Below are 24727 nucleotides of genomic sequence, written 5' to 3' on the forward strand. Positions count from 1 at the left end.
TGGTGGTCGGGCGGCGGGCGGGCGCACAAAGTCTTGCGGTGATCGATGGTAGGCAGTGGCACTGCTCCGGCCAACCCATTCGACCAACGATTCACCGCGACTTCGGGCACCGGCGCACCCCCGCGAGTTCGCCGGTCAGCCCGTGATCGCGACCGGCCCGTCCCACGCGTCGCGGTCCACGGTGAGGGTCACCCCGCCGTGCGCCTCCTTGCTGTTGACCATGTACTGGTGGCCGCGGCTGTGCCCGGTGTACTGCTTGGCGCCCCACGGCCAGTCCGTGGTCGTGGTGTTCTGCTTGTCGTACAGCGCGTACCAGAGGTTGCCCGGCAGATCCGTCTTGTCGGAGGCGGTGGCGATCGCCTTGGCGCTGGAGCTGGTGAAGCCGTAGAACCCGGCCCGGTACGTCTTGGCGTGCAACTGCTTGTCGAACGCGCGCACATACGTCAGTACGGCGGTGTTGCACGACGTGTTCGCGGTGTCGTACCCCTCCATGTCGAGGTAGATCGGGCTGCCCGCCTTCATGCCGAGGGCGGCGGCCTTGGCGACGGCGTCGTTGGCGTCCTGTGTGCCGAGGGTCGCGGCGTTGGAGGCGGTCATCTTCTCCGGGTTGGCGCCGGACTGGCAGGGCGGCTGGGCGCCGACGTAGAGCGGGACGAGCTTCCAGCCGAGGGAGCTGACGGACTTCACCCAGGACGCGGTGAGGTTGGGCTGGGCGCAGCCGCGGTTCTTGCCGCCCACGTAGACGGCGGCGGCGCCGTAGAAGCCGGTGTGCCATGCCTTCATGGTGGTCAGCGAGGGCGCGGTGCAGGCGTCGAACGCCCGCCCGGTGAAGGTCTTCTGGGCCGGCCAGGTGGTGGCGGCAATGGAGGTCTGCGCGGCGAGACCGGCCCCCGCGACGACGGCGGCGCCCGCCACCGCCCAGGTGATGTGTCTGCGCTTCTTGGACTGCCGGTGTCCGGCCATGGTGCCCACCCCTGATGGCTCTCTGTGCGATGTCCGTACGACGTCGGTGCGACGCCTGTGCCACGTCTGTGCCACGTCTGTGCGAATGGCTGAATGTGCCGGACGACTCTAGCCGCGTACCTGGCCCAGCCAGTGCAGGGTGCGGCGGATCTCGACGGCCATCGGGTGGCCGGGGCCGCCGAGGCGTTCCACGTCCAGCACCAGGCGGGCGAGGGTGTCGTGCGCGGCGGGCCGGTCGCCGAGGGCGAGCAGCAGATGGCCGATGCGCCGGCGGACCTCGTGGGCCTGCTGCGGATCGCCGGAGACGTACTGGTTCTCGTAGTACGGCAGCAGGGCGCGGTACTCGGCGAGGGCCGCCGCGGGATCGCCCAGCTGTTCGAGGCATTGCGCGGCGTCGTAGCGGAAGCGCAGGGACGCCGGGTCGGCCTGGCCGGCCTCGGCGGCGCGTTCGTCGGCGAGCCTGCGCAGTTCGGGCAGGGCGCGCCGGTACTGGCCGTCGTCCATGAGGGTCGCCGCGTACTGCTTGCGCAGGGTGCGCACCACCGGGGAGTGCTGGCCGTGCTGTTCGGCCGCGGCGGGCAGGATCGAGCCCAGGATGTCGACGGCCTGGGTGATCCGGCCCTCCCCCAGCAGCCGCTTGACCTCGTCGACGGCGGCGGCGACATCGGGCTTGCCGGTGGCCGGGGCCGCGGGTGCGGCGGGGGCCGGCCGGGGCGCGGGGGTGCGGGCGCGGCCGGGGCGCGGGGGTGCGGGCGCGGTCGGGCCAGGGGGCGTGCGGGCGCAGGAAGGGGCGCGTGGGGTCCAGGGGCGCTCCGCTGGGCATGCCGCGCGCGGGCAGCAGCGGCGCCAGCTGCTCGTACACCTCCTGCGCGGAGGCCGGCCGGTGCTGCGGGTCCTTGGCGAGCAGGCGCAGCACCAGGCTCTCCAGCGCCTCCGGGACCTCGGGGCGGATCCGGCGCACGGGCAGCGGCGGCTCGTACAGGTGCCGGTGCAGCACGCCGAGCGCGGTGGCGCCGGTGAACGGCACGTCGCCGCTGAGCAGTTCGTGCAGCAGCACCCCGAGCGCGTACAGGTCGGTGTACGGGCCGACCGCGCCGCCCATCGCCTGCTCGGGCGCCATGTAGGCGGGCGAGCCGATCGGGGAGCCGGTGTGGGTGAGCCGGGTGGTGTCGGTGTCCATGACGGAGGCCACGCCCAGGTCGAGCACCGTGACCAGGCCGTCCTGCTTGACCATCACATTGCGCGGCTTGAGGTCGCGGTGGACGATCGGCACGGCGTGCACGGCGCTGAGCACAGCGCACAGCTGCGCGGCCACCGCGACCGCCCACGGCCAGGGGTAGGGGTCGTGCTCGGCGAGGTGGTCGGCGAGGTCGGCGCCGTCCACGTACTGCATGACCAGGAACAGTTCCTCGCCCTCGCTGCCCGCGTCGTGCACGGTGACCAGGCCGGGGTGGTCGACCTGGGCGGTCACCCGGCACTCGCGCTCGAAGCGGCGGCGCAGCTCGTCGGCCTCCTGGCCCGCGACCTTGTCGGGGCGCAGCAGCTTCACGGCCACGCGCCGGTCGAGCCGCTGGTCGTACGCCGTCCACACCTGGCCCATGCCGCCCTGGCCGATGAGGGTGGAGAGTTCGTAGCGGCCGGCGACGAGACGTCCTGTCGCCACGGTCACCTTCCGCTTCCGTCCTCACGTCGGCCGTCGTGCTGCCCGTCGTGCTTGCGCAGATAGTCGCTGAGTTCGTCCAGCTCGGCCCGCACCTGGTCGATGCGCGCGGGGGCGGGGCGGTGCGGGGGCGGGGCGATGGGCGGCGGGCCGGGCACGGGGGTGTGCGGGGCCGTCGGGGGCGGGGTGGGCAGGCCGGAGAGGACGGGGGCGGCGGGCATGGCGGGTATGACGGGCGCGGCGTACGACGGAGCCGCCGGGCCCGGGTAGCCGTACGCCGGTGCCGACCGGGCCTCGAACTCCCGTGCCCGGCGCCCGTAATGCCGTATCTCCGCGACCAGGTAGTACGTGGTCACGGCGACCAGCGTGAGGAGCACCAGGGACATGCCGAGGGTGCCGCCGGTGCCCGACGCGTCCTCGGACGGGTCGTTGCCCACCAGGACGATGGCGGCGATGTCGATGAACAGCGCGGCCACGAACAGCCCCCAGTCCAGGGGCCTGCGGGTGACGGCGACCAGGCGCAACAGCATCGCCCAGGCCAGGAAGCCGATGCTGAGGAAGCCGACCGCCACGAACAGCACGCGCAGCAGGACCAGCACCGCGAGGTGCGGCGGCCTCTTGGCCGGCTGTCCGTGGCCGTGGCCCTGCATGGCTGCTCCTGTTGCCCGAAGTCCCTGGAACTGACGTGTGGATCGAGCATATGGCCCGGCGCCGACAACACCTCCGGGATGTATCAAACCGTTGTCAGGGATCAGTCGGGGGCGACGGTGCCGTCCGTCAGGCCGTCGTACATCCCGCGCACCAGATGGTCCCCGAGCCGGCTCGCGTGCCGCAGCGCCCGCTCGAAGTCGTCCAGGGCGTGGAACCGGGCGCCGTAGCGCCGCTGTTCCGCCAGCGGCAGCCGGGGCAGCTGGAGGCGGCGCACATCGAGCCGGGTGGCGGTGGAGGCGTAGCTGCTGGCCTGCCGGTTGTTGGCGGTGCCGCGCAGGAATCCGGCGAGGAACCAGGGGTCGAGCGCCGTGGGATCGGGGCGCAGGAGAACGAGGTTGCGCCCCAGGGCGGCGCCCGCCGTCGCCTCCTCGATCACGCGCGCCACGGAGCCGCCGCCGAGCACCGGTACGACGACGTCGCCCGGCTCGGTCAGCACGGCCTCCTCGTCGCTCTCGGGCAGCGTGCCCGAGGGCGCGGCCGCCGAAAGGACGTCGGTGTCGGTGAGTACGGGCAGGCGCGCGTGGCCGCCGTTGCCGCCGGTACGCATCACCAGGGCGCCGGCGCGCGCCAGTTCGCCGATGGTGGTGAGCGGCCAGCGCACGGGCGGCGCCGGGTCGGCGGCCGGTGGGGTGAGGTCGGTGGTCAGGCGCAGGGTCTCGCCGAGGCGTTCGCGCACCGCGGCGAGCTGCTCGGCGCCGTCGGCCACGGCGGGCGGCGGCAGATGGCGGGCGGGCGCCAGGTCCACGTCGTCGTCGAGGAGTTCGATGACCGGCACCGAACGGGCGAGGCCCGGCCGCTCCGCCAGCCGTCCCGCGCGGGTGAAGGCACGCCAGGCGTCCAGGACGGCCTCGCGCACCGCCGCCCAGTCCGGGCCGCCGCGCCCCTCCCCGGCGAACCGTCCGGTGTCCATGAGCAGCACCTGGGGGGAGGCCGGGTTCCGCTCGGGCCGGCGCAGCACCCAGACGTGCAGCGGGATGTTGTACGGCGGCGCCGCCCCGACCGGGAGCGCGAGCACCGCCCGTAGCGCGCCCCGGCGCAGCAGGTCGGCGCGGATCCGGCGCCCGGAGCGGCGGGAGGCGGCGGCCGGGGGCATCAGCAGGACGGCCGTGCCGCCGTCGGTGAGCCGGGCCAGGGCGTGCTGCACCCAGGCCAGCTCGGACTCGGTGCGGGCCGGGAAGCCGTACTCCCAGCGGGGGTCGTAGGCGAGTTCGTCGTGGCCCCAGTTGCGCTCGTTGAACGGCGGGTGGCACAGCACCACGTCGGCGCGCAGCTCCGGGAAGGCGTCGGCGCGCAGGGCGTCCCCGGCGGCGGCGCGCACACCGGCGCGCGAGTGCAGCGCGAGCCGCAGTGCGGTGAGCGCGGCGAGGTCGGGGGCGCTGTCCTGGGCGTGCAGCCACTGCTCGGGGCGGGTGTCCACGGCCCGCAGCAGGGCGCCGGTGCCGCAGGCCGGGTCCAGGACGGTACGGGCCGGACCGGCCAGGTCGGCCATGAGGGCGGCGAGTTCGGCCGGGGTGAGCGTGTACTGGCGGGGATTGGCGTCCAGATGCCGGCCCAGCAGGAACTCGAACGCCTGCCGCGCCCCCACCTCGGCGGCGAGTTCGGCGGCGCCGCGCAGGAGGGGGACGGAGGGCAGGAGGGGGGCGGAGGGCAGGAGGGGGGCGGAGGGCAGGAGCGGGGGCGGGGTGTCCGGGGTGGCGGAGGAGTCGGGGACGTTCACACCGGGGTTCGTCGGCGCGGTGTTCACACCCGGGGCCTTCGATCCCCTGTCCGCCGCCTGGGAGTCGTTCGACGTGTTCACATCACCGGGCGCCCCGACCCCGGGCATCAGCACTCCCGCCAGCTCGCCGAGCCGGGGGGGCAGCACCTGTGCCAGCGCGCCGGGCAGCAGCCGGGCCAGCCGCTCGTCGGGGCCCGTGCTCGCCGCCAGCCAGAGGGTGGAGCGCTCATGGATCAGCAGCAGCGCGCACCCGGCGTGCACCAGCGCGGTGAGCGGGCCCTCGGGATGCCCCGCGAGCTGCTGCCAGACCCTTTCGCGCAACGGGACTTCGGCGAGTTTCCCCTGCTTGCGCAGCCACGCCTCGACCTCGGCGAGCGCGAAGGAGGGGCTGGTCTCGGTACCTCCGACCGGCTTGGGGAAATCGGCGTGCCGACGGCGCCAGTTGCTGACGGCGGCCCGGCCCACTCCGGCGAGCCGCGCGATACCGGCCGCGGTCACCTCTGTCGCCTGATCCTGCACCGGCCCCGCTCCCCTCGTCCCGTTTGTGCCGAGCATACCGGCGTACACAAGATCCCTTCATTCACGGCGTGTTCATTGCGGAACCCTGTGAACCATGTTGACTCGGTTCACAGGCTCTGCTGTTATTGACCCAGCGAACGCTCATCCGTTCGGCATTCCACCAGCCCTGAAGGACTGTCATGCGTCTCTCGTCCCGTGCCGCCACGCTGCTCGCCGTCGCCGCGGCCCTGCCCCTGGCCCTCACCGCCTGCTCCACCGGCTCCACGGACGCCTCCGCCCCGAGCGCGAAGCAGACCAGGGCGAAGGACCCGAACGCCGGCCTGCTCACGGGTACGCGGCTGACGAAGCTGCTGGCCCCCGCCTCCGCCTTCCCGGCCGGTTACACCGTCGAGGACGACAACACCGCCGACAGCGGCGCGAAGCTGCTCTCCCCGTCCGCCCGGAAGACCACGAAGCCGGACTGCGTCAACCTGGAGAGCACGTCCTGGATCCAGGTGACCGGTTACGAGAACAGCGCCTCGTTCGCGCAGAACGACTACGTGAACGCGCAGAAGACCGAGGAGATCGCCCAGGAGATCGACGAGTTCCCGCTCACCCAGGGGAAGGACGTGATGAAGCGGTTCGCGACCGTCGCCGCCCAGTGCGCCACGTACACGGACACCGACGCGCACGCCAAGGTGAAGGTCACCGGCAAGGCCGTCGCCGGGCTCGGCGACGAGGCGTACACGATGACGCTGACGAGCGGCCGTTGGCAGAACGGCACCACCCTCGTCGCGGCCCGCTCCGGCTCCTCCGTCGTCACCGTGCTGTCCACGGCGGGCACCGACAACGGGGCCGCTTCCGCGAAGAAGCTGACGACGACGCTCCTCGCCGGTCTGAAGAAGTAGCCCGCCCGCCGTCCTCCGTCCCGTCCTCCTGGAAGGGTGCCAATGCGAAGGGTGCCGATGCGAAGGGTGCCGATGCCTCTCCGTCCCGCCGGTCCTGCACCCTCCGGGCCGGCCGCGGGGCGCGGCGCGCCGGGCGCCTCCCTGCGTGCCGCGCTCGCCCTCGGGCTGCTGCTCGGGTTCTATCTGCTGGCCCTGTCGCTGCTCGTCGCCGTGGCGGCTCTGGACGTCGTGCTGGTCCGGGGCACGTTCACCGTCGCCACCGTCGAGGGCTGCCTCGGCTCGCTGGCCGTCGCCTGGTGCGTGCTGCGGGTCGTCGTGCTCAGCCGACGGCCCGAGGAGGGGCGGGAGGGGCCGCCCGGGCTCTCGCTGACGCCGGGGGAACAGCCGGAACTGTGGGAGCGCGTACGGCGGCTGGCCGAGCGGGTGGGCACCCGGCCGCCCGCGGAGATACGGATCGTCCCGGGCGCCGTCGCCATGGTGCGGGAGGACGCCCGGTGGCTCGGCCTTGTCCCGGGCGAGCGGCGGCTCTTCCTCGGCGTGGCCCTGCTGCTGGGTCTGCCCGAGGCCGAACTGTCCGCCGTCCTCGGGCACGAGCTGGGCCATTACGCCCACCACGACACCCGGTTGGGCCATCTGGTGGCGGCGCTGCGCGGCCGACTGGCGCACACCGTCGGCACGCTGACGGAGCGGGCCGCGCGCGAGGAGGCGCAGGAGCGGGCGGAGTTCGCCGCGAAGGCCGCCCGGCGCCGCGCGGAGGGCAGGCCGCCACCGCTGAAGCGGGGCCGTACGCGAGGGCCCGACCACTACCTGACGCTCGTCTTCACCGCGTACACGAGGCTGTGCCTGCGCCTGACCGAGGCGGTCAGCCGTCGCCAGGAGTACGCGGCCGACCTGGTCGCGGCCGAGATCGCCGGGCCCGCCACCACGGCCGCCGCCCTGCGCCGCGTCCCCGCGCTGGAAGCGGCCGACGAGCTCTATCTCAACCACTACGCCCTGATGGGCTGGGACGCCGGACTGCTGCCTCCCGAAGGGCAGTTCTACGGCGGGTTCGCCCTGCTGCTCGCGGACGACACCCGCCGGGCGCAGCTGACGGCTCTGGCGCGCGAACCGCTGCCTCAGGAGCCCGGCGAGGACCGGTCCCCGTACGCCTCCCATCCACCCACGGCCGACCGGATCAGGGCGCTGGAGTCGCTCCCCGACGACGGCCGGGCCCCCGCCCTCCCGCGCCGTCCGGCCGCCGCCCTGCTCCGGACGCCGGACCGGCTCCTGGCCGACCTGGAACAGGCCACCCTGAGCACGGAAGCGCTGTCCAGACACCGGGTCCCCTGGTCCGAACTCCCCTGGCGGACACGCCGGGAGGCCTTCGCGCGGGAGGCGGCACCGCTGCTCGCGGCCATGGCCGGGCCGACCGGTGCCCCGGCCGCCCCCGGCGCCAGCGCACTGGGCCACCTGCTCGACCTGCTCGACCTGCTCGATCAGGGCCTGCTGGACGAGCTGGCCGCCCGGCTGCCGCGGTCCGGGCAGGCCGCCCGCAGCAGCGGGCGGGCGGCGCGCGAGTTCGCCCGTACGGCCTTCCGCTCGGCCCTGCGCCAACTGGCGCTGGGCGCCGCGCTGGAGACGGGGCTGTGCCGGTGGGAGCTGTGCTGGGCGGGGCCCCCGGTGCGGCAGTCGGCGCCCGCGTGGTTCACCGAGGACCTGCCGACGGCGCTGGACCGGGCGGTCGCCGAACCGGCCGTGACCGCGCCCCTGCGTACCCTGCTGCTGCGCGGCGGCGCCCATGGACCGCTCGACGGCACCGGGCGGGCACCCCACACCCTGGCCTGACGGCCGCTCGCCCGCCCTCCCCGGGCACCTCCCCGAGGCGGCCCCGACCACCCGAAAGACCCCGTTCATGAACGTCCTGATCGACATAGCCGGTGTCGGCGTCCTCGCCTACGCGGCCGTCACCATCCCGCGCAACATCCGCAAGGCGCGCGCCCAGAAGGCCGAGGAGAAGGCCAAGGCGCCGGTCACCATCAACGCGGCCGCCTACGGTCTGGTGCCCGCCGCACAGCTCGACAAGCGGTACGCGGGCCCCGATCCCGAGGCCGACGCGGTGGCCGCGGCCGCGCTCGCCGGTGACTGGCGGCGGGCCGCCGGTTACCTCGCGGACGCGGGCCGCGACTGGGATCTGCGCTGGTACCGGCTCGGCATCCTTGTGTACGCCGCCGCCGAGGACGACACCTGGGTCAAGGCGTGGCGGACCGAGTACCCCGACGACCCGTCCGCCGCGCTCGTACACGCCGACGCGCTCATCGTGCTCGCGGGCAGGGTCCGCGGCGCGAAGCTGGCGAAGCACACCACGGCCGAGCAGTTCGAGGGCTTTCACCGGCTGCTGGCCGAGGCACTGCCCGCCTGCCAGGAGGCCGCGCGGATGGCGCCCGAGGACCCCTGCCCCTGGATCGCGCAGCTCAGCATCGCCCGAGGGCTCGGCTGGTCGCACGAGGACTTCAGGGCGCTGTGGGGCGAGATCACCGCGCGCGCCCCGCACCACTTCGGCGCCCACGTCAAAGCCCTGCAGTACTGGTGTGCCAAGTGGCGCGGCTCGCACGAACTGATGTACGCGTTCGCCGAGCAGGCCGCGGCCGCCGCCCCGCCCGGCAGCCTGCTGCCCGTGCTGCGCCTGTACGCGTTGTTCGAGCACGCCTGCCGGGAGGCCAAGGGGCCGGTGTACGACCAGCCGTTCGTGGACTCGGCCATCGACGCCACCCTGGACGCCGTGGCCCGGGTCCCGGCCGGACACCACCGGCTGCCGCTGGTACGGCATCTGCTGGCCAAGATGCTGTTCGAGAGGAAGCGGTACGCGGAGGCGGTGGAGCAGTTCCGGGCGGTCGGCGAATACGTCGGCAGCGTGCCGTGGACGTACTCCGGCGACCCGGTGAAGGCGTTCGTGCACGCCCGCACCAACACCTTCGTCGGCTGGGAGAAGGCGGGCCGCCCGGCCCCGCCGTCGCGTGTGCGCTGACGGCGGGGGCGCCCCTCGGCCGGGGACCTAGCGCGCCTTGAAGCGCGCGGGGGCCTCGGTCGGGTTGCCGCCGGAGGGCAGCTTCTGGTTCGGGCAGGCGGTGAGGACCTTCTCCATCGCCGCCTGCTCACCGGAGGTGACCCACAGGCCGTACTTCTTCTTCACCGCCACCTGCGTCGCCACGTACGAGCAGCGGTAGTCCTTGTCCGGCGGCAGCCAGGTGGCCGCGTCGCCGTCGCCCTTGCCGCGGTTGGCGCTCGCGTCGACCGCGATGAGGTTGAGCGGGTCGTTGGCCAGCGCGATCCGCTTGTTCGCGTCCCAGTACTTGGCGCCCTTCTGCCAGGCGTCCGAGAGGGCGACGACATGGTCGATGTCCACCTTGCTGGCGCCGCGCCGGTAGGTGATGTCCTTGCCCGAGTACGGGTCCGGGTCCAGCAGCCCGTAGGTGACCTTGCAGGTGCCACCGGTGAACTTGACGTCCTTCAGGTCGCGTTTGAGGATGTCGTCCCGGGTGTCGCAGGAGTTGGAGTCCGTGTCCGCCCACGCGCTGCCGAACCGCTCCCGGGAGTAACCGGTCTTCGGGGCGCGGCCCTTGACGGGCAGCGCTTTCGCGGCGGTCAGTACGACGCCGCCGCCGCTCTTCGGTTCGGGGCCCGAAGCCCCCTTGTCCTGACCCGACTTGCAGCCGGTCGCGGCGGCCAGTACGACCACCGCACAGACCGTCGCACTCTTCAGACGCGTCATGCCACGCCCCCCTTGCTCGCCCTGTGGGTCCGCCCTCGGAAGCGGGGCGGATCGTTCCACCCCTTACGGTAACTGCCCGCTTCGGAGCGGCAGATGGGTCCCAAAGGGAGGATTCAGGGGCAAGCGGGGCGTGAGGTGGGGCACACGGCGGCCGTAGAACGGCGCACGGACCGTTCGTCCGTGCGCCGGCTCACTCCCGGGGTGGGATCGGGGTCGGACCGGGGTCGGACCGGGGTCGATCAGGATCAGGACCCCAGCACCGAGGCGAGGAACTCCCCGACCCACGCGAGCAGTTCGCGCCCGACCAGCGGCTTGCCGCCCACCTTCGCGGTCTTCGGGCGGGGCACCAGCACCTGGTGCACGGCCGGCTTGATGACCGTACCGGGGTACAGCCGCTTGAGGCGCAGCTCCTGCGACTCGCGCAGCTCGACGGGCGCGAAGCGGATGTTGGTGCCCTGAAGGACGATCTCGCCGACCCCGCAGGCCCGCGCGAGCATCCGCAGCCCGGCCACCAGCAGCAGGTTCTCCACCGGCTCGGGCAGCTTGCCGTAGCGGTCGGTGAGTTCCTCGCGGACGGCCTTGATGTCCTCCTCCGAGTTGGCGGAGGCGATGGCGCGGTAGGCCTGGAGGCGCAGCCGCTCGCCGGGCGCGTAGTCGTGCGGGACGTGCGCGTCGACGGGCAGCTCGATCTTGACCTCCAGCGGAGCCTCCTCCGCACCTCCCGCCGAAGGCTCCCCGCTCTCCAGCTGCCGCCGGTAGTCCGCGACCGCCTCCCCCACCATGCGCATGTACAGGTCGAAGCCGACGCCCGCGATGTGCCCGGACTGCTCGCCGCCGAGCAGATTGCCGGCGCCGCGGATCTCCAGGTCCTTCATGGCCACGTACATGCCCGCGCCCATCTCGGTGTGCTGGGCGATGGTCGCGAGCCGCTCATGGGCGGTCTCGGTGAGCGGCTTCTCCGGCGGGTACAGGAAGTACGCGTACCCGCGCTCGCGGCCACGCCCGACCCGGCCGCGCAGCTGGTGCAGCTGGGAGAGGCCGAAGGTGTCGCCGCGCTCCACGATCAGGGTGTTGGCGTTGGAGATGTCGATGCCGGACTCCACGATGGTGGTGGAGACCAGCACATCGAACTTCTTCTCCCAGAAGTCGACCACGACCTGCTCCAGGGCCGCCTCCGACATCTGTCCGTGCGCGGTGGCGATACGGGCCTCGGGCACGATGTCGCGCAGCCGGGCCGCCGCGCGGTCGATGGACTCGACCCGGTTGTGGATGTAGAAGACCTGGCCCTCGCGCAGCAGTTCACGCCGGATGGCGGCGCCGATCTGCTTCTCCTCGTACGGCCCCACGAAGGTGAGCACCGGGTGGCGCTCCTCGGGCGGGGTGGTGATGGTCGACATCTCGCGGATGCCGGTGACCGCCATCTCCAGGGTGCGCGGGATGGGGGTGGCGGACATGGTGAGCACGTCCACATTGGCGCGCAGCTTCTTCAGCTGCTCCTTGTGCTCGACGCCGAAGCGCTGCTCCTCGTCCACGATGACCAGGCCCAGGTCCTTGAACTTGGTCTCGGAGGAGAACAGCCGGTGGGTGCCGATGACGACGTCCACCGCGCCCTCGCGCAGCCCCTCCAGGACGGCCTTGGCCTCGGTGTCGGTCTGGAACCGGGACAGCGCCTTCACGCTCACCGGGAACTGTCCGTACCGCTCGGAGAACGTCCCGAAGTGCTGCTGCACCAGCAGCGTCGTCGGCACCAGGACCGCGACCTGCTTGCCGTCCTGTACGGCCTTGAAGGCGGCCCGCACCGCGATCTCGGTCTTTCCGTAGCCGACGTCGCCGCAGACCAGGCGGTCCATCGGGACCGTCTTCTCCATGTCGTCCTTGACCTCGGCGATGGTGGTGAGCTGGTCCGGGGTCTCGGCGTAGGGGAAGGCGTCCTCCAGCTCGCGCTGCCAGGGCGTGTCGGCGCCGAAGGCATGGCCGGGGGCGGCCATCCGGGCGCTGTAGAGCCTGATCAGGTCGGCCGCGATCTCCTTGACGGCCTTCTTGGCGCGCGCCTTGGTCTTCGTCCAGTCGGCGCCGCCCAGGCGGTGCAGGGTGGGTGCCTCGCCGCCGACGTACTTGGTGATCTGCTCCAGCTGGTCGGTGGGGATGTAGAGGCGGTCGCCGGGCTGGCCGCGCTTGGCGGGCGCGTACTCCACGACCAGGTACTCGCGGGTGGCGCCCTGCACGGTGCGCTGCACCATCTCGATGTACCGGCCCACGCCGTGCTGTTCGTGGACGATGTAGTCGCCCGGCTCCAGGGTGAGCGGGTCGATGGTCTTGCGGCGGCGGGCCGGCATCCGGGCGCCCTCGCGGCTCGCGGTGCGCTGCCCGGACAGATCGGTCTCGGTGAGCACGGCGAGCTTGAGCCCGGGGTCCACCAGGCCGTACTCGATCGAGCCGCAGGAGACATGCACGACGGAGGGGCTCAGCTCGCCGAGGTCGGTGTCCAGGCGGGCGGCGATGCCCTCGCCGCCGAGCACCTCGACGGTGCGGGAGGCCGGGCCGTGGCCCTCGGTGACGAACACCGTGCGCCAGCCGTCGGCGAGCCAGCCCTTGGTGTCGGCGAGCGCCCTGGCGGTGTCGCCGCGGTAGGTGTCGGGCGCGTGCATGCCCAGCTTCAGGGTGCCGGCGTCCAGCTCCTCGTCGGCGGCGAAGGGCGAGACGGACCACCACATCATGTCCAGCTCGCGCGCCCGGTCACGGACATCGGCGATGGACCACAGGGAGGCCGCGCCGACATCGATCGGGGCCTCGCCGCCGCCCGCGGTGGCCGCCCAGGACGCCTGGAGGAACTCCTGGCTGGTGGCCACCAGGTCGGCGGCGCGGGTACGGACCCGCTCCGGGTCGCAGACCACGGCCATCGACCCCTGGGGCAGCACGTCCAGGAGCAGCTCCATGTCGTCGACCAGGACCGGGGCGAGGGACTCCATGCCCTCGACCGCGATGCCCTCGGCGATCTTGTTCAGGAGTTCGCCCAGCTCCGGGTGCTCCTCGGCGAGCAGCCGCGCGCGCTCGCGCACCTGGTCGGTGAGCAGCAGCTCGCGGCAGGGCGGCGCCCACAGTCCGTGCTCGGCGACCTCCAGGGAGCGCTGGTCGGCGACCTTGAAGTAGCGGATCTCCTCGACGTCGTCGCCCCAGAACTCGATGCGCAGGGGGTGTTCCTCGGTGGGCGGGAACACATCCAGGATGCCGCCGCGCACCGCGAACTCGCCGCGCTTCTCCACCAGCTCCACGCGCGCGTACGCCGCCGCCGCGAGGGCGTGGACGATCTCGTTCAGATCGGCGTTCTGACCGGTGCGCAGGGCCACCGGCTCCAGGTCGCCGAGGCCCTTGACCTGCGGCTGGAGCACGGATCGCACGGGGGCGACGACGACGGAGACCGGGCCGGTCTCGGGGTCGTCGGCGCGGGGGTGGGCGAGGCGGCGCAGCACGGCGAGGCGCCGGCCGACGGTGTCGCTGCGGGGGCTGAGGCGTTCGTGCGGCAGCGTCTCCCAGGAGGGGTACTCCACGACGCCCTCGGCGGGCAGCAGCGAGCGCAGCGCCGCGGCCAGGTCCTCCGCCTCGCGGCCGGTCGCGGTGACCGCGAGGACCGTACGGCCGGATTCGCGGGCGAGACCGGCGAGGGCGAGGGGGCGGGCGGCCGGGGGGCCGACGAGGTCGACGTGCATACGGTTGCCGTCCGCGGCCGCCGTGATCGCTTCCGCGAGGGCGGGGTCCTTGACGATGGCGTCGAGCAGACCGTGCAGGCTCATGGGGCTTTCCGTCCAGGGTGGGCAACGCAAGCAGCCCGGCGCGGGGCGCGACCGGGGGTGTCCAGCGTACGACGCCGTCGGCTCGGCCGTCGGAGCCTGTGGACAAGTGACCCCGCGCTGCCGTCACCGCACCGCGTTCCCGAAAAAACGAAAAACAGCGAACGGCAAAACCCGGTACCGAGAAGTCCCCCAAGACTCCTCGGTACCGGGTGCTCCCCCCGCAACCCCCGTATGCGGTGGTCGTCGGCCGAGCCAGCGGCTAGTCCGTGGCGATGGCGTTCAGGATGTTCATACGGCCCGCGCGGAAGGCCGGGACGAGGGCGGCGAAGAGGCCCACGAAGGCGGAGCCGATGAAGACGCCGATGATCGTCGGCCAGGGGATGTCCAGGACGTTCAGCCCCTGGAGGGCGAGGAGCCGCTGGGCGGTCGCGCCCCAGCCCATGCCCAGGCCGAGGCCCAGCAGCGCGCCGAAGACGGCGATCACCACGGACTCCAGGCGGATCATGCGCCGCAGCTGGCGGCGGGAGAGACCGATGGCCCGCATCAGGCCGATCTCCCGGGTCCGCTCCACCACCGACAGGGCCAGGGTGTTCACCACGCCGAGGACCGCGACGATGATCGCCAGGGCCAGCAGGCCGTAGATCATGTTGAGGAGCTGGCCTATCTGGTCCTTGAGCACCTTCTTGTAGTCGGTCTGGTCGCGCACGGTCAGTGCCGGGTCGGCGCTCAGCGTCCGCTTCAGCGACGCGTAGGCGGCGGCCTGCTGCCCGTCCTTGGCGGTGGCGAAGACCAGCTGGTCCAGCGGCATCCTGCTCGCCGGAACATACTTCGCGGCGGTCGCGATGGACGCGTACATCGCGCCCTTGTCGATCACGACGTCGTCGCTGGTGATGGCGCGGACCGTCAGCTTGGCGGCCCGGCCGTCCTTGAAGCCGACCGTGACGGCGGAACCGAGCCTGATGCCGTGCTCCTTGGCGAAGCCCTCGAAGACGGACATGGAGTTCGGCCGGTAGGCGTCGGCGAGGTCACCGGCGACCGTCTTGGTCCGCAGGTCCTTCGCGTACGTGGCGTCGGCTGCGTTGATCGTCTCGTTCTTGGAGACCTTGCCGTCGGGCGTGCTCAGCGTGGCGTCGAGCAGCTTGTACTCGGTGACCCGTTCGAGGCCGGGCGTGGCCTTGATCTGCTGGACCATCTGCGGCTTGACGAAGGTGAACTCCTGGTCGCCCTGGATGATGAAGTCCGCGCCGACGGTCTTGTCCAGCTGGTCGGTGGCCGAGGCCACCATCGAGGAGCCGACCACCGACAGGCAGGCCACCAGGGCGAGGCCGATCATCAGGGCGGCGCCGGTGGCACCGGTGCGGCGCGGGTTGCGCAGCGCGTTGCGCTCCGCCATCCGGCCGACCGGGCCGAAGACCCGCAGGATGATCGCGCCGAGGACGCGGACCACACCGCCCGCGAGCAGCGGGCCGATCACCACGAAGCCGACCAGGGTGAGCAGCACGCCGATGCCCAGCAGGCCCGAGCCGGACGTGGCCTTGTCGGCGGTCCCCGCGGCGTACAGGCTCCAGCCGCCGGCGCCGGTGAGCACCAGACCGAGCACGGCACGCACGGCACCGGCCCTGGCGTCGATCGGGGCACCGGAGTCGCGCAGGGCGGCCATCGGGGAGACCTTGCCGGCCCGGCGGGCGGGCAGATAGGCCGCGAGGACGGTGACCACGACACCCAGCAGCAGACCGAGCGCGGGCGTGGTCCAGGCGATCGTCAGGTCGTCCGTGGACAGCTCCATGCCCATGCCGCTCATGAGCTTCATCAGGCCGACCGCGATGCCGACGCCCGCGCCGACGCCGAGCACGGAGCCGATCACACCGAGCAGCAGCGCCTCGATCAGCACGGACCGGTTGACCTGCTTGCGGGAGGAGCCGATGGCCCGCATCAGGCCGATCTCGCGGGTGCGCTGGGCGACCAGCATGGAGAAGGTGTTGATGATCAGGAAGATGCCGACCAGGAAGGCGATACCGGCGAAGCCGAGCATCGCGTACTTCATGACGTTCAGGAAGCTCTCGACGCTCTTCTGGTTGGCGTCGGCGACCTCCTTGGCGGTGCGCACCTTGTAGCCGTGGCCGAGGGCGGCCGTCACGTCCTTCTTCAGCTGGTCGTCCGTCACGCCCTTGGCGGCGGTGACATCGACGTCCGTGTAGACACCGGTGCGCCCGATCAGGGTCTGCTGGGCGGTCCTGGTGTCCAGGTAGAAGATGGCCGCCCCGGGGTTGGTCACCTTGAAGGCGGCGATGCCGGACACGCGGGCGTGGTGCGTGCCCACGACCGAGATCATGCCGATGTCGTCGCCCAGCTTCAGATGGTGCTTGGCGGCGGTGTCCTTGTCGACCATCACCTGGTCCGGGCCCTTGGGGGCCGTGCCGGTGGTGATCTCCATGGTGCGGGCGTCGTTGCCGTTCCAGCTGCCCACGATGGTCGGGGCGCCGCTGGTCGGCGACAGCTTGTCCTTCTTGGCGTCGATCACGGTCACCGAGGTGGAGAACACCGTGCCCTCGGCCGACCGCACGCCCCGCGTCCCGCGGACGGTGGAGACGACGGAGGCCGGCATCACCGGCGGTTTACCGGTGCGGGAGGTGGTCAGGCTGGTGTCGGAGGAGCCCTGGGCGCTGACCGTGACGTCCGAGGCGGTCGCCTGGAACAGCTTGTCGAAGGTGGTGTTCATGGTGTCCGTGAACACCAGGGTGCCGCAGACGAAGGCGACCGACAGCAGGACCGCAACCGCCGAGAGCGCCATGCGGCCCTTGTGCGCGAAGAAGTTGCGCAGGGAGGTTCTGAGCACGGTCATGACGTACGTCCCCGGGCGTCGAAGTCCTTCATGCGGTCCAGGACCTGATCGGCCGTCGGCTGGTACATCTCGTCCACGATCCGGCCGTCGGCCAGATACAGCACCCGGTCCGCGTACGAGGCGGCGACCGGGTCGTGGGTCACCATGACGATGGTCTGGCCGAGTTCGTCCACCGAGCGGCGCAGAAAGCCCAGCACCTCGGCGCCCGCCCGCGAGTCCAGGTTTCCGGTCGGCTCGTCACCGAAGATGATCTCCGGCCGGGCGGCGAGCGCGCGGGCCACGGCGACGCGCTGCTGCTGACCGCCGGACAGCTGGGTCGGCCGGTGCTTGAGCCGCCCGGCGAGGCCGACGGTCTCCACGACCCGGTCCAGCCAGGCCCGGTCGGGCTTGCGGCCGGCTATGTCCATCGGCAGCGTGATGTTCTCCAGGGCGTTAAGCGTCGGGAGCAGGTTGAACGCCTGGAAGATGAAGCCGATCCGGTCCCGGCGCAGCTGGGTGAGCTTCTTGTCCTTCAGGCCGGTGATCTCGGTCTCGGCCAGATGGATCTGACCGCTCGTCACGGTGTCCAGGCCCGCGAGGCAGTGCATCAGCGTGGACTTGCCGGACCCCGAGGGGCCCATGATCGCGGTGAACCGGCCCTTGGTGATGTCCACGTCGACGTGGTCCAGGGCGACGACACGGGTCTCCCCGGATCCGTACGCCTTCACGACCTGCCGCGCCCGCGCGGCAACGGCCGTCAGCCCTCCAGTGCCCCCGTGCCTGGGAATGGTCACAGCCGTTGTCACGGTATGTCTCCTATATCGGTCGGCAGGTGCGTGTGCGATGCCCCGGTGTTCCGGTGCACGCGGGTTCCGGCCATGTCCCTACGCGGTGCTGTCCGCGTCGAGCGTGGTCCCGGCCACATCGATGAGTCTCGCGTCCGGCGAGGGTGCGGCGCGCTGGTGCGGAGCCCCCTCTTCAGCAGGGGGAAAACCCCACCCCTCCGGTCGGGACGGCCGCCCCCCAGCGGCGTAAAGCCAGCTTAAGGAACGCCCCCGCCCCAGCTCGTCCTCCGCCGGGACGAGCCCTCCCCGACCCCTTCTACGGAGATACCCCTAGGGGTCCCCCACCCACGGGTGGACCCGCTCTCAGGGTTCCTCTCCACCCCGGGGCAGGGCGGTCTCCACCCCGGGGCGGGACCGTCTCCGCCCCGGAGCGAGGATGTCTTTGCCGCCCGGTCGCTACTCCACGACCGCCTGACCGGTCAGCGCCGTCAGCTTGCTGCGCACATGGTCCATGTGGGCCTGCACGTCGTCCCAGGTCGCGCTGTGTCCGCGCAGGATCCGCTCCGTCTCCTGGGCGATGCGGTCGGCGCGGGCGTGGGCCTCGGCGACGATCGTGGCCGCGCGGGCGTGCGCCTCCTCCTCGCACCGGCGCCCGTACTCCTCCGCCGCCTCCACGGCCCGTTCCGCGGCGGCCACTTCCTCCTCCGCGCGGGCCACCAGCCCGGCCTCGCGCGCGCCTTGGGCCGCCGCCTCCCCGGTCTCCGCGCGCTCGGCACCGGCCCAGTGCTCGGCCTGCTGCCGGGACCGCTCGGCGAGCAGGTCGGCCGTGCGCCGCCGTACCTCGCGCAGCGCCTCCAGGGACTCCTTGCGGTCCTCCTTCACCGCGCGCCGCGCGCCGACCCGGAGATCGTCGGCCTCCGCACGGGCGGCGAGCAGCAGTTGGCGGGCACGTTCGTCGGCCTCCGCGCGCAGCGCGTCCGCGTCCTCCTGCGCGGCCAGGCGCACGCCCTCCGCGTCCGCCACCGCCCGCGCGACCCGCTCACGCGCCTCGCACCGCGCACGCTCCCGCAGTTGCCGCGCCTCCTCCAGCGCGAGCTGGAACAGCCGGCGGGCGCCGTCGTCGAGCGTGTCGTACTCCTGCGGCCGGAGCCGGGAAACCACCTCGCGCAGCCGCGCCGCCTCCGCCGCCATGTCCTTGGCCAGCACGGTCAGCCGCGCGGCACGCTCCCACGCGGCGTCCCGGTCCCCGGACAGCGCCTCCAGGTACGCCTCGACCTGCTCGGGGCGGTACCCGCGCCCCCGGCCGGTCGCGAAGCCGTCCGGCGGCATCCATGCGCAGCTCACTCGGGAACCCCTCTCCGACGGACATGCACGACAGCAAGAGTTCGCGCACATCGTGACGGATATGTCACGGGCGGAGTGCCGCGATTCACCGTCCCCGGGGTGTTCCCGCGGTCCTGGCTACAGCAGCCCGTCCCACATCTGCTCCAGCAGCACCGACCACCAGCTCTCCGGCGAACCCAGCGCCGCCGGGTCCAACGCGGCCAGCTGCGCCTGGAAATCGACGGTCCAACGGCCCGCCTGCTCCTGGTTCAGCCCGTACCGCAGCCGCCACATCCGGCCCAGCAGCGCCAGGCAGCGCACGAACTCCGGCAGCCCGGTGTTCACGAACTGCGGCGGCACCGGCGCACCACCCGGACCGGCCTCCACCGGCACGGCCACGATGTGCGCCGTCCCGTACTGCACACACAGCGCCTTGCCGAAGTCCGTACCCATCACCAGGTACGACCCCGCGTCCGCCGCGGGCGCCACCCCGCGCTCGGCCGCCAGCTCCGCCAGCGTCGGCACCGGACGGCCCGGCTGCGCCTGCGCCCAGAAGAACGGGCCCATGTCCACCGGCAGTCCGGCCACCACCAGGGTGTGCGCCACGACCGGCGGCACCCCCTGCCGGGACACCGCCTGCTGCTCGAACCGGACGACCCCCGGCCCGAACGCCGCCGCCAGCTCCTGCCCGGCGGCCTCCGGCGGCACCGGCGGCGCGGCCTGCTCTTCCGATCTCCGCGCGCCTTCTTCGGCGGCGGCGCGGCCTTGCTCGTCGCGGCGTCCGCGATGTCCCCGGCGTTCGGCGCGAACGGACGCTCGGCCGCACCGGGACCGGCGGCCGGAACCCCCGGACCACCCGGAGCCTGCGGCGCGTTCGGACCGCCCGGCGCCTGCGGATAACCCTGCGGCGGAACGGCCGGCGGCGGCGTGCTGCCCGGCGGAGGAGCCCCAGGGCCCGGGGCCGGAGGACCTACCGGGGCCGGAGGGGTCCCAGGGCCTGCCGGGGCCTGCGGATAGCCGTAGGCCGAAGCGCCCGGAACCGGCGGCGGAGGCGGCGTACTCCCCAGCGGCACGCCCGGCGCACCACCCGGAACCGACGAACCACCCGGCACGCCCGGCGCGTTCGGCAGATCCAGCGCCGGAGCGACCGCCGTACGCGGCAACTGGCTGCCGCCCGACATCAGCGCCGTCTTCGCATCCGGCACCGAGACCGGCGGCCGCGGCGCGTCGTCGTCGGAACCACCGAGCGGCGGCGCGAACACCGTCGCGGGCAACGGCACCGAACGGTCGTCGTCCTCACCGACACCCCCGTTCGTGTCCGTACCGGCCCACGGCGTCGCCCCGACAGGCACCTCGGCGGGAGCGGGAGAAGGCGCGGGAACCGCAGGGACGGCGGGAGCCGACGCAGGCCCGGCCTGCGTCCGCGCCGGATCGCCCCCGGCCGGGACCCCGGCCCCCTGCGAAGCACCCGGACCCACGACCCCGGACCCCTGCGAGGCACCGGAATCCGCGGCCGGCTGCCGCCGCTCCCCTATCCCCATCTTGTCCGCCGCCTCCTGCAACCACTCCGGAGGAGTCAGCAGGAACGACGTCTGATTCAGATCCAACCGCGCCGCCGCCGGCACCGGCGCCGCGTCCTGAGGCCCGTCCGGACGGCCGTACTCCTCCTCGTACCGGCGGATCACCTCACCCACCGGCAACGCGGGCCACAACGTGGCCTCACCACTGTCCCGGGCGATCACCAGCCGCTGCGCACCCGCACCCGACCGCGGCCCCTCCGCCCGGTCCTCGCCCCACACCACGAACCCCAGCTCGAACTCCCGCACCCGCACCTCGCGATGCTGATACGCGGGCACATCGCCGTTGATCCACTCCTCGGCGCGCTCCTGCGCCTGCGCGTACGTCACCATCGCCAGCTCACTCCCCCACCGGGCCGGAAGACACCGGGACGACACGCGCGAAACCGCCGTCCACCATCAGATTCGCCACCGTCTCCAACTCCGGCGGATTGCCCGCCAGATGGGACAGGAACGCGTCGAAATCATCACCGCACGGCAGCAGCAGACGCTCCACCCGCTCCGCCGGCGGCCACGACGGATCCACGTCCCGCACATCGTCGTACGCGCAGAACCACACCGAACCGAGCCGCTCGCCCTTCACCTTCACCGCGAGCAACCCACCCTGCACGAACGACACCCCGAGATAGTCCTTCGTCAGGTGGTCGCGCAGACACTTGTTCACATAGACCAGGTCATTGACCGCGGCCTCGTCCCGCACCGTGAAGAACGGCTGGTCCAGCAGCAGCCCCAGCTCGGCGACCAGCGCCGTACCCACCGGAGCACAACCGCCCGCCGCCTTCAGGAAGTCACGATAGGCACCCGGCAACCGGTACCCCAGATCCTCCTCGACCCCCTGCACCTGCGCCTCGGTCACCGCCACACCCGACTTCGGCAGACCGAAATGCGCGGGCCGCGTCTCCTGCAACGGCCGCGTACCCCGCTTGCCGTGATCCACCGGAGCCGTCGCCACCCCACCGTGATGCCGCAGCAACGCCTTCACATCGACCGGGACCAGCTCCAGACGCCGCGTACCCGCCACGTGATGCCACGTCCAGCCATGCGGCGTCGCCACATCCGGCACCGTGTCCCACCACTCGTGCCCCGCCGCCGCCAGCGCCGCATTCGCCGACACATAGTCCGTCAGCCGCAACTCGTCGACGCCGAAACCCTCCGGCGGCTCCGCGATCTCCACCGCCACCCGCGCATACGGCGAGAAATCCGGGAAACCCCGCTCGTCCACCCGCACCCCACCAGGGTGACGCGCCGCCCGCACCGGATCCGGGAAATGCACGACCTGCCCCGAGTACGCCGCGTTCGGCGGCACGGCCGATCCCCCCTGGCGGCCGGGAGGTGTCCCCAGCCCGAGCCGACCTGTCGTCATGGCGGTTGCCCCCTGAGGCGTTCTCTTAGGCCTGAACGGCGGTGTCCATCGCGGATGCCGACAGCCTAAGCCGTACCCGAACCCCGGTCACCGGCCCACCGCGTCCCCGCGACACACACCACAACCGCCACCCACCACCCCCACCCCACCTCCGTGACCAGCCGTCACCCCACCGTGACCGACCCCACCCATCACGGGCGTGTCGCACCGCCCCAGCTTCCGCACGACCCACGGCATTTGGCACCCTGTGTCCTTCGGGGGACAGCCCGGGGAGGGAAAGCCAACATGAATACCTTGCAGACCGGAGGTACCGACGTGCGCGCCGGCGACCCGCGCATCGACTGGAGCGGCACCGAGGCACCCGCCGCACCCACCCTGCGGCAACGCCGCGACGGCATCCTGCCCACCGTCGCCGCCGCCCTCTCTGTCCACGGCACCACCCTCACCGGCACCGCCGCCCGCGGCGAGGAACCCCCCACCCTGCACCCCCTCGTCCAGGACTTCCTGGACACCCTCCCCAGCGCCCAACGCGACCGCTTCACCGGCCGCTGCGCCGAAACCATCCTCATCTCCCGGCACCTCGCCGCCGCCGACGCCACCCGCAGCAAACGCGCCTCCCGCAGACCCATGACCAACGGCGAGGCCCGCAAAGCCCTCAAGCACGCCAAACTCACCGCCCGCCGCATACGCGAGGACGGCGACCCCCTGCACGGCAGCTTCGCCACCCCCTGCCGCGCATGCAGCGCCCTCACCTCCCACTTCGGCGTCCGCGTCGTCGACCCCACCACCACCGACTGACCCCGCGGACACCGCAGACCCCGCGGACACCCCGCACCACCCCGTCGGCACGACGGACAAGCACGACGAACGAAGGGCAGATGCACGCCGACCGCACCTCCACCACGCGCTTCCCCGTCCCCGTCGACGCCGCCCTGCGCGCCGCCGGCTGGCAACCCGGACGCTGGGACATAAAGCAGGCCGAGATCTGGGCCGACACCCTGCGCGAACACACCTCACCCGCCGGACACCGGCACACCGTCTTCCCCGCCGCCGTCGAAGCCTGGGCCGAATTCGGCGGCCTGCACATCGCCCCCGGCGGCAGCGGACGCCAGATCGCCCCCGCCACCCTCCACCTCGACCCCCTGCACGGCCGCCACCTCGCCCGCACCCTCGGCGACCTCGGCCGCGCCCTCGGCACCGAACTCTGCCCCCTCGGCACCGAGACCGACACCGCCGCCGCCCTCGCCATCGACACCGAGGGCCGCGTCTACGGCCTCGACCACACCGGCGACTGGTACCTCGGCCCCGACATCGACCACGCCCTGGCCGCCCTCATCACCGGAACAGAACCCGCACGGCTCACCGCGGGCTGAGCACCGGAACCCCCGGAAACCCCCGCCCTAAGCCGCCGGAATCACCGCCGACACCCGGAAACCCCCCGCGTCCGTCGGACCCGACACGAACACCCCGCCCAGCCCCAGAACCCGCTCCCGCATCCCCAGCAGCCCATTGCCGCCCGACGGCAGACCCGCCGCCGACGCCGAGCCCGGCTCCGACGGCGGCTCGTTCTCCACCTGCATCGCGATCTCCGACACCCGGTGCGCCAACCGCACATGCGTCTTCGCCCCCGCCGCATGCTTGTGCACGTTCGTCAGCGCCTCCTGCACCACCCGGTACGCCGTCTGCTCCACCTCCGCCGCGTACGGCCGCACCTCCCCCTGCACCGACAGCTCCACCACCATCCCCGCCGCCGCCGACTGCCCCACCAACTCCTCCAGCTCCGACAGACACGGCCCCTCACCGGCCTCCTCGACCACCCGCGAAGCAGCGGCAGCGGCCGCCGCGGCCGCCTCACCCACCGCCGCCAACGGCACCCCCACCGGACGCCGACCCGCCCCCGCGTCCGCCTCCCCCGCCCGCAGCACCCCGAGCATCTCCCGCAACTCCGTCAACGCCTGCCGACCCATGTCCCCCACCAGCGCGGCATTGCGCACCGCCTTCTCCGGATCCTTACGGGCCACCGCCTGCAACGCCGCCGCATGCACCACCATCAGACTCACCCGGTGCGCCACCACGTCGTGCATCTCCCGCGCGATCCGCGTCCGCTCCTCGTTACGCGCCCACTCCGCCCGCTCCTCAGCACGCTCCGCGAGCAGCTGAAGCTCCCGCTCCAGACTGTCCGCCCGCTCCCGCAGACTCTCCATCAACCGCCGCCGCGCCCCCACGTACAGCCCCAGCAGCACCGGCGGAGCCGTCAGCCCCAGCGCCGTCGCCACCGCGGCGAACGGCACGAACCAGTCACCGAGCGTCAGATCGCCCCGCGCCATGTCCTGCCGGACCCGTACGAACGTCACCACCGCCGTGCCCACCAGCGACATCCCCGCCAGCGCCCCGATCACCCGGCGCGGCACCTCGGCCGCGGCCAGCGTGTACAGGCCGACGATGCCCAGCAGGAAACCCATCTGCGCCGGGGTCACCGCGATCGCCACCAGCACCACGGCGACCGGCCACTTGCGCCGCACCAGCAGCACGACACCGGCCAGCGCCCCGAACAGGACGCCCGCCCAGAGGGGGATCCCCGCGTCCCGGGCGAAACCGATCCCCTCCGCGCCGCACTCCAGCGCGGACGCCAGCGCCAGCGCGCCGTCGAACACCGCGCTGCGCCGCCGTGGCCACCACCAAGGGCCGGTCAGCCCCCTGGCGTGCTCTTCCCCCGTCATGGTCATGCGTCCAGCCTACGGGCGACGCGTGCGGCTTTTCCGGTGACTTTCACCTACCTCCACACACCACACTCCGTGACCGACCGGCGTCGAAACCTCCCCCTATCCCTCGAACTAGTGAACTCCACGCGTTCGATCCCGG

At 72.8% G+C, this 24727-nt stretch carries 15 protein-coding genes and 2 pseudogenes; 5 read left to right on the top strand and 12 right to left on the bottom strand.

Annotated features, from left to right (window positions below):
• Positions 1–135: 135 nt before the first annotated feature.
• From ACLF5H_RS10620 to ACLF5H_RS10635, 4 genes and pseudogenes are all read right to left on the bottom strand, one after another.
• On the bottom strand, positions 136–963 hold the full coding sequence (locus ACLF5H_RS10620) for a glycoside hydrolase domain-containing protein (protein ID WP_421675809.1): 828 nt from the start codon (positions 961–963) through the stop codon (positions 136–138).
• Between the two features lie 108 nt (positions 964–1071).
• Positions 1072–2563, bottom strand: a pseudogene (locus tag ACLF5H_RS10625) (protein kinase domain-containing protein).
• Positions 2564–2628: 65 nt separating this feature from the next.
• Positions 2629–3273 carry a hypothetical protein gene (locus ACLF5H_RS10630; protein WP_421675810.1) on the bottom strand — a complete coding sequence of 215 codons (645 nt, stop codon included), beginning with the start codon at positions 3271–3273 and terminating at the stop codon, positions 2629–2631.
• Between the two features lie 101 nt (positions 3274–3374).
• Complete coding sequence (locus ACLF5H_RS10635) at positions 3375–5570, bottom strand: N-6 DNA methylase (RefSeq protein WP_421675811.1); 2196 nt, start codon at positions 5568–5570, stop codon at positions 3375–3377.
• A gap of 179 nt (positions 5571–5749) precedes the next feature.
• On the opposite strand from ACLF5H_RS10635, the gene ACLF5H_RS10640 reads away from it, so the two are divergent.
• From ACLF5H_RS10640 to ACLF5H_RS10650, 3 genes are all read left to right on the top strand, one after another.
• The gene (locus tag ACLF5H_RS10640) at positions 5750–6457 is read left to right on the top strand and encodes a hypothetical protein (RefSeq protein ID WP_421675812.1); all 708 of its coding nucleotides are present in this window, start codon (positions 5750–5752) and stop codon (positions 6455–6457) included.
• Positions 6458–6529: 72 nt separating this feature from the next.
• Positions 6530–8281 (top strand): M48 family metalloprotease, encoded by a 1752-nt coding sequence (locus ACLF5H_RS10645; RefSeq protein WP_421675813.1) that lies wholly within the window; start codon positions 6530–6532, stop codon positions 8279–8281.
• Between the two features lie 67 nt (positions 8282–8348).
• The gene (locus ACLF5H_RS10650; RefSeq protein WP_421675814.1) at positions 8349–9461 is read left to right on the top strand and encodes a hypothetical protein; all 1113 of its coding nucleotides are present in this window, start codon (positions 8349–8351) and stop codon (positions 9459–9461) included.
• A gap of 27 nt (positions 9462–9488) precedes the next feature.
• Here ACLF5H_RS10650 and ACLF5H_RS10655 read toward each other — a convergent pair whose 3' ends face one another.
• The 7 genes and pseudogenes from ACLF5H_RS10655 to ACLF5H_RS10685 form a co-directional block, all read right to left on the bottom strand.
• Positions 9489–10205, bottom strand: coding sequence for an HNH endonuclease family protein (locus ACLF5H_RS10655; protein WP_421675815.1), 717 nt, complete (start codon positions 10203–10205; stop codon positions 9489–9491).
• Positions 10206–10450: 245 nt separating this feature from the next.
• A complete protein-coding gene (gene mfd, locus ACLF5H_RS10660) occupies positions 10451–13996 on the bottom strand; it encodes a transcription-repair coupling factor (RefSeq protein ID WP_421675816.1) in 3546 nt (1181 codons plus the stop codon).
• 259 nt (positions 13997–14255) lie between these two features.
• Positions 14256–16838 (bottom strand): ABC transporter permease, encoded by a 2583-nt coding sequence (locus tag ACLF5H_RS10665; protein ID WP_421675817.1) that lies wholly within the window; start codon positions 16836–16838, stop codon positions 14256–14258.
• Complete coding sequence (locus ACLF5H_RS10670; protein WP_421675818.1) at positions 16835–17623, bottom strand: ABC transporter ATP-binding protein; 789 nt, start codon at positions 17621–17623, stop codon at positions 16835–16837. Before ACLF5H_RS10670 ends, ACLF5H_RS10665 begins: the two co-directional genes overlap by 4 nt.
• Before the next feature lie 435 nt (positions 17624–18058).
• Positions 18059–18946, bottom strand: a complete 888-nt coding sequence (locus ACLF5H_RS10675; RefSeq protein WP_421675819.1) for a cellulose-binding protein — start codon at positions 18944–18946, stop codon at positions 18059–18061.
• Between the two features lie 117 nt (positions 18947–19063).
• A pseudogene (locus tag ACLF5H_RS10680) lies at positions 19064–20052 on the bottom strand (SUKH-4 family immunity protein); the annotation flags it as partial.
• 790 nt (positions 20053–20842) lie between these two features.
• Complete coding sequence (locus tag ACLF5H_RS10685) at positions 20843–21865, bottom strand: SMI1/KNR4 family protein (protein ID WP_421675820.1); 1023 nt, start codon at positions 21863–21865, stop codon at positions 20843–20845.
• Positions 21866–22150: 285 nt separating this feature from the next.
• On the opposite strand from ACLF5H_RS10685, the gene ACLF5H_RS10690 reads away from it, so the two are divergent.
• Positions 22151–22663, top strand: coding sequence for a YwqJ-related putative deaminase (locus ACLF5H_RS10690; protein WP_421675821.1), 513 nt, complete (start codon positions 22151–22153; stop codon positions 22661–22663).
• Positions 22664–22743: 80 nt separating this feature from the next.
• Positions 22744–23238: an SUKH-3 domain-containing protein gene (locus tag ACLF5H_RS10695; RefSeq protein ID WP_421675822.1), complete on the top strand. Its 495-nt coding sequence runs from the start codon at positions 22744–22746 to the stop codon at positions 23236–23238.
• A gap of 27 nt (positions 23239–23265) precedes the next feature.
• On the opposite strand, the gene ACLF5H_RS10700 is transcribed toward ACLF5H_RS10695, so the two are convergent.
• On the bottom strand, positions 23266–24591 hold the full coding sequence (locus ACLF5H_RS10700) for a sensor histidine kinase (RefSeq protein ID WP_421675823.1): 1326 nt from the start codon (positions 24589–24591) through the stop codon (positions 23266–23268).
• Between the last annotated feature and the right edge of the window lie 136 nt (positions 24592–24727).

Origin of the sequence: Streptomyces sp. LaBMicrA B280, from assembly GCF_049222185.1 — a bacterium.
GTDB lineage: Bacteria > Actinomycetota > Actinomycetes > Streptomycetales > Streptomycetaceae > Streptomyces > Streptomyces murinus.

Excerpts from the sequence above, each read along its gene's own strand:
- ACLF5H_RS10640 (WP_421675812.1), top strand. The coding sequence starts at position 5,750 with ATGCGTCTCTCGTCCCGTGCCGCCACGCTGCTCGCCGTCGCCGCGGCC.
- ACLF5H_RS10620 (WP_421675809.1), bottom strand. The coding sequence starts at position 963 with ATGGCCGGACACCGGCAGTCCAAGAAGCGCAGACACATCACCTGGGCG.
- ACLF5H_RS10685 (WP_421675820.1), bottom strand. The coding sequence starts at position 21,865 with ATGACGACAGGTCGGCTCGGGCTGGGGACACCTCCCGGCCGCCAGGGG.
- ACLF5H_RS10700 (WP_421675823.1), bottom strand. The coding sequence starts at position 24,591 with ATGACCATGACGGGGGAAGAGCACGCCAGGGGGCTGACCGGCCCTTGG.
- ACLF5H_RS10655 (WP_421675815.1), bottom strand. The coding sequence starts at position 10,205 with ATGACGCGTCTGAAGAGTGCGACGGTCTGTGCGGTGGTCGTACTGGCC.
- ACLF5H_RS10650 (WP_421675814.1), top strand. The coding sequence starts at position 8,349 with ATGAACGTCCTGATCGACATAGCCGGTGTCGGCGTCCTCGCCTACGCG.
- ACLF5H_RS10665 (WP_421675817.1), bottom strand. The coding sequence starts at position 16,838 with ATGACCGTGCTCAGAACCTCCCTGCGCAACTTCTTCGCGCACAAGGGC.
- ACLF5H_RS10630 (WP_421675810.1), bottom strand. The coding sequence starts at position 3,273 with ATGCAGGGCCACGGCCACGGACAGCCGGCCAAGAGGCCGCCGCACCTC.
- ACLF5H_RS10690 (WP_421675821.1), top strand. The coding sequence starts at position 22,151 with ATGAATACCTTGCAGACCGGAGGTACCGACGTGCGCGCCGGCGACCCG.
- ACLF5H_RS10645 (WP_421675813.1), top strand. The coding sequence starts at position 6,530 with ATGCCTCTCCGTCCCGCCGGTCCTGCACCCTCCGGGCCGGCCGCGGGG.
- mfd (WP_421675816.1), bottom strand. The coding sequence starts at position 13,996 with ATGAGCCTGCACGGTCTGCTCGACGCCATCGTCAAGGACCCCGCCCTC.
- ACLF5H_RS10695 (WP_421675822.1), top strand. The coding sequence starts at position 22,744 with ATGCACGCCGACCGCACCTCCACCACGCGCTTCCCCGTCCCCGTCGAC.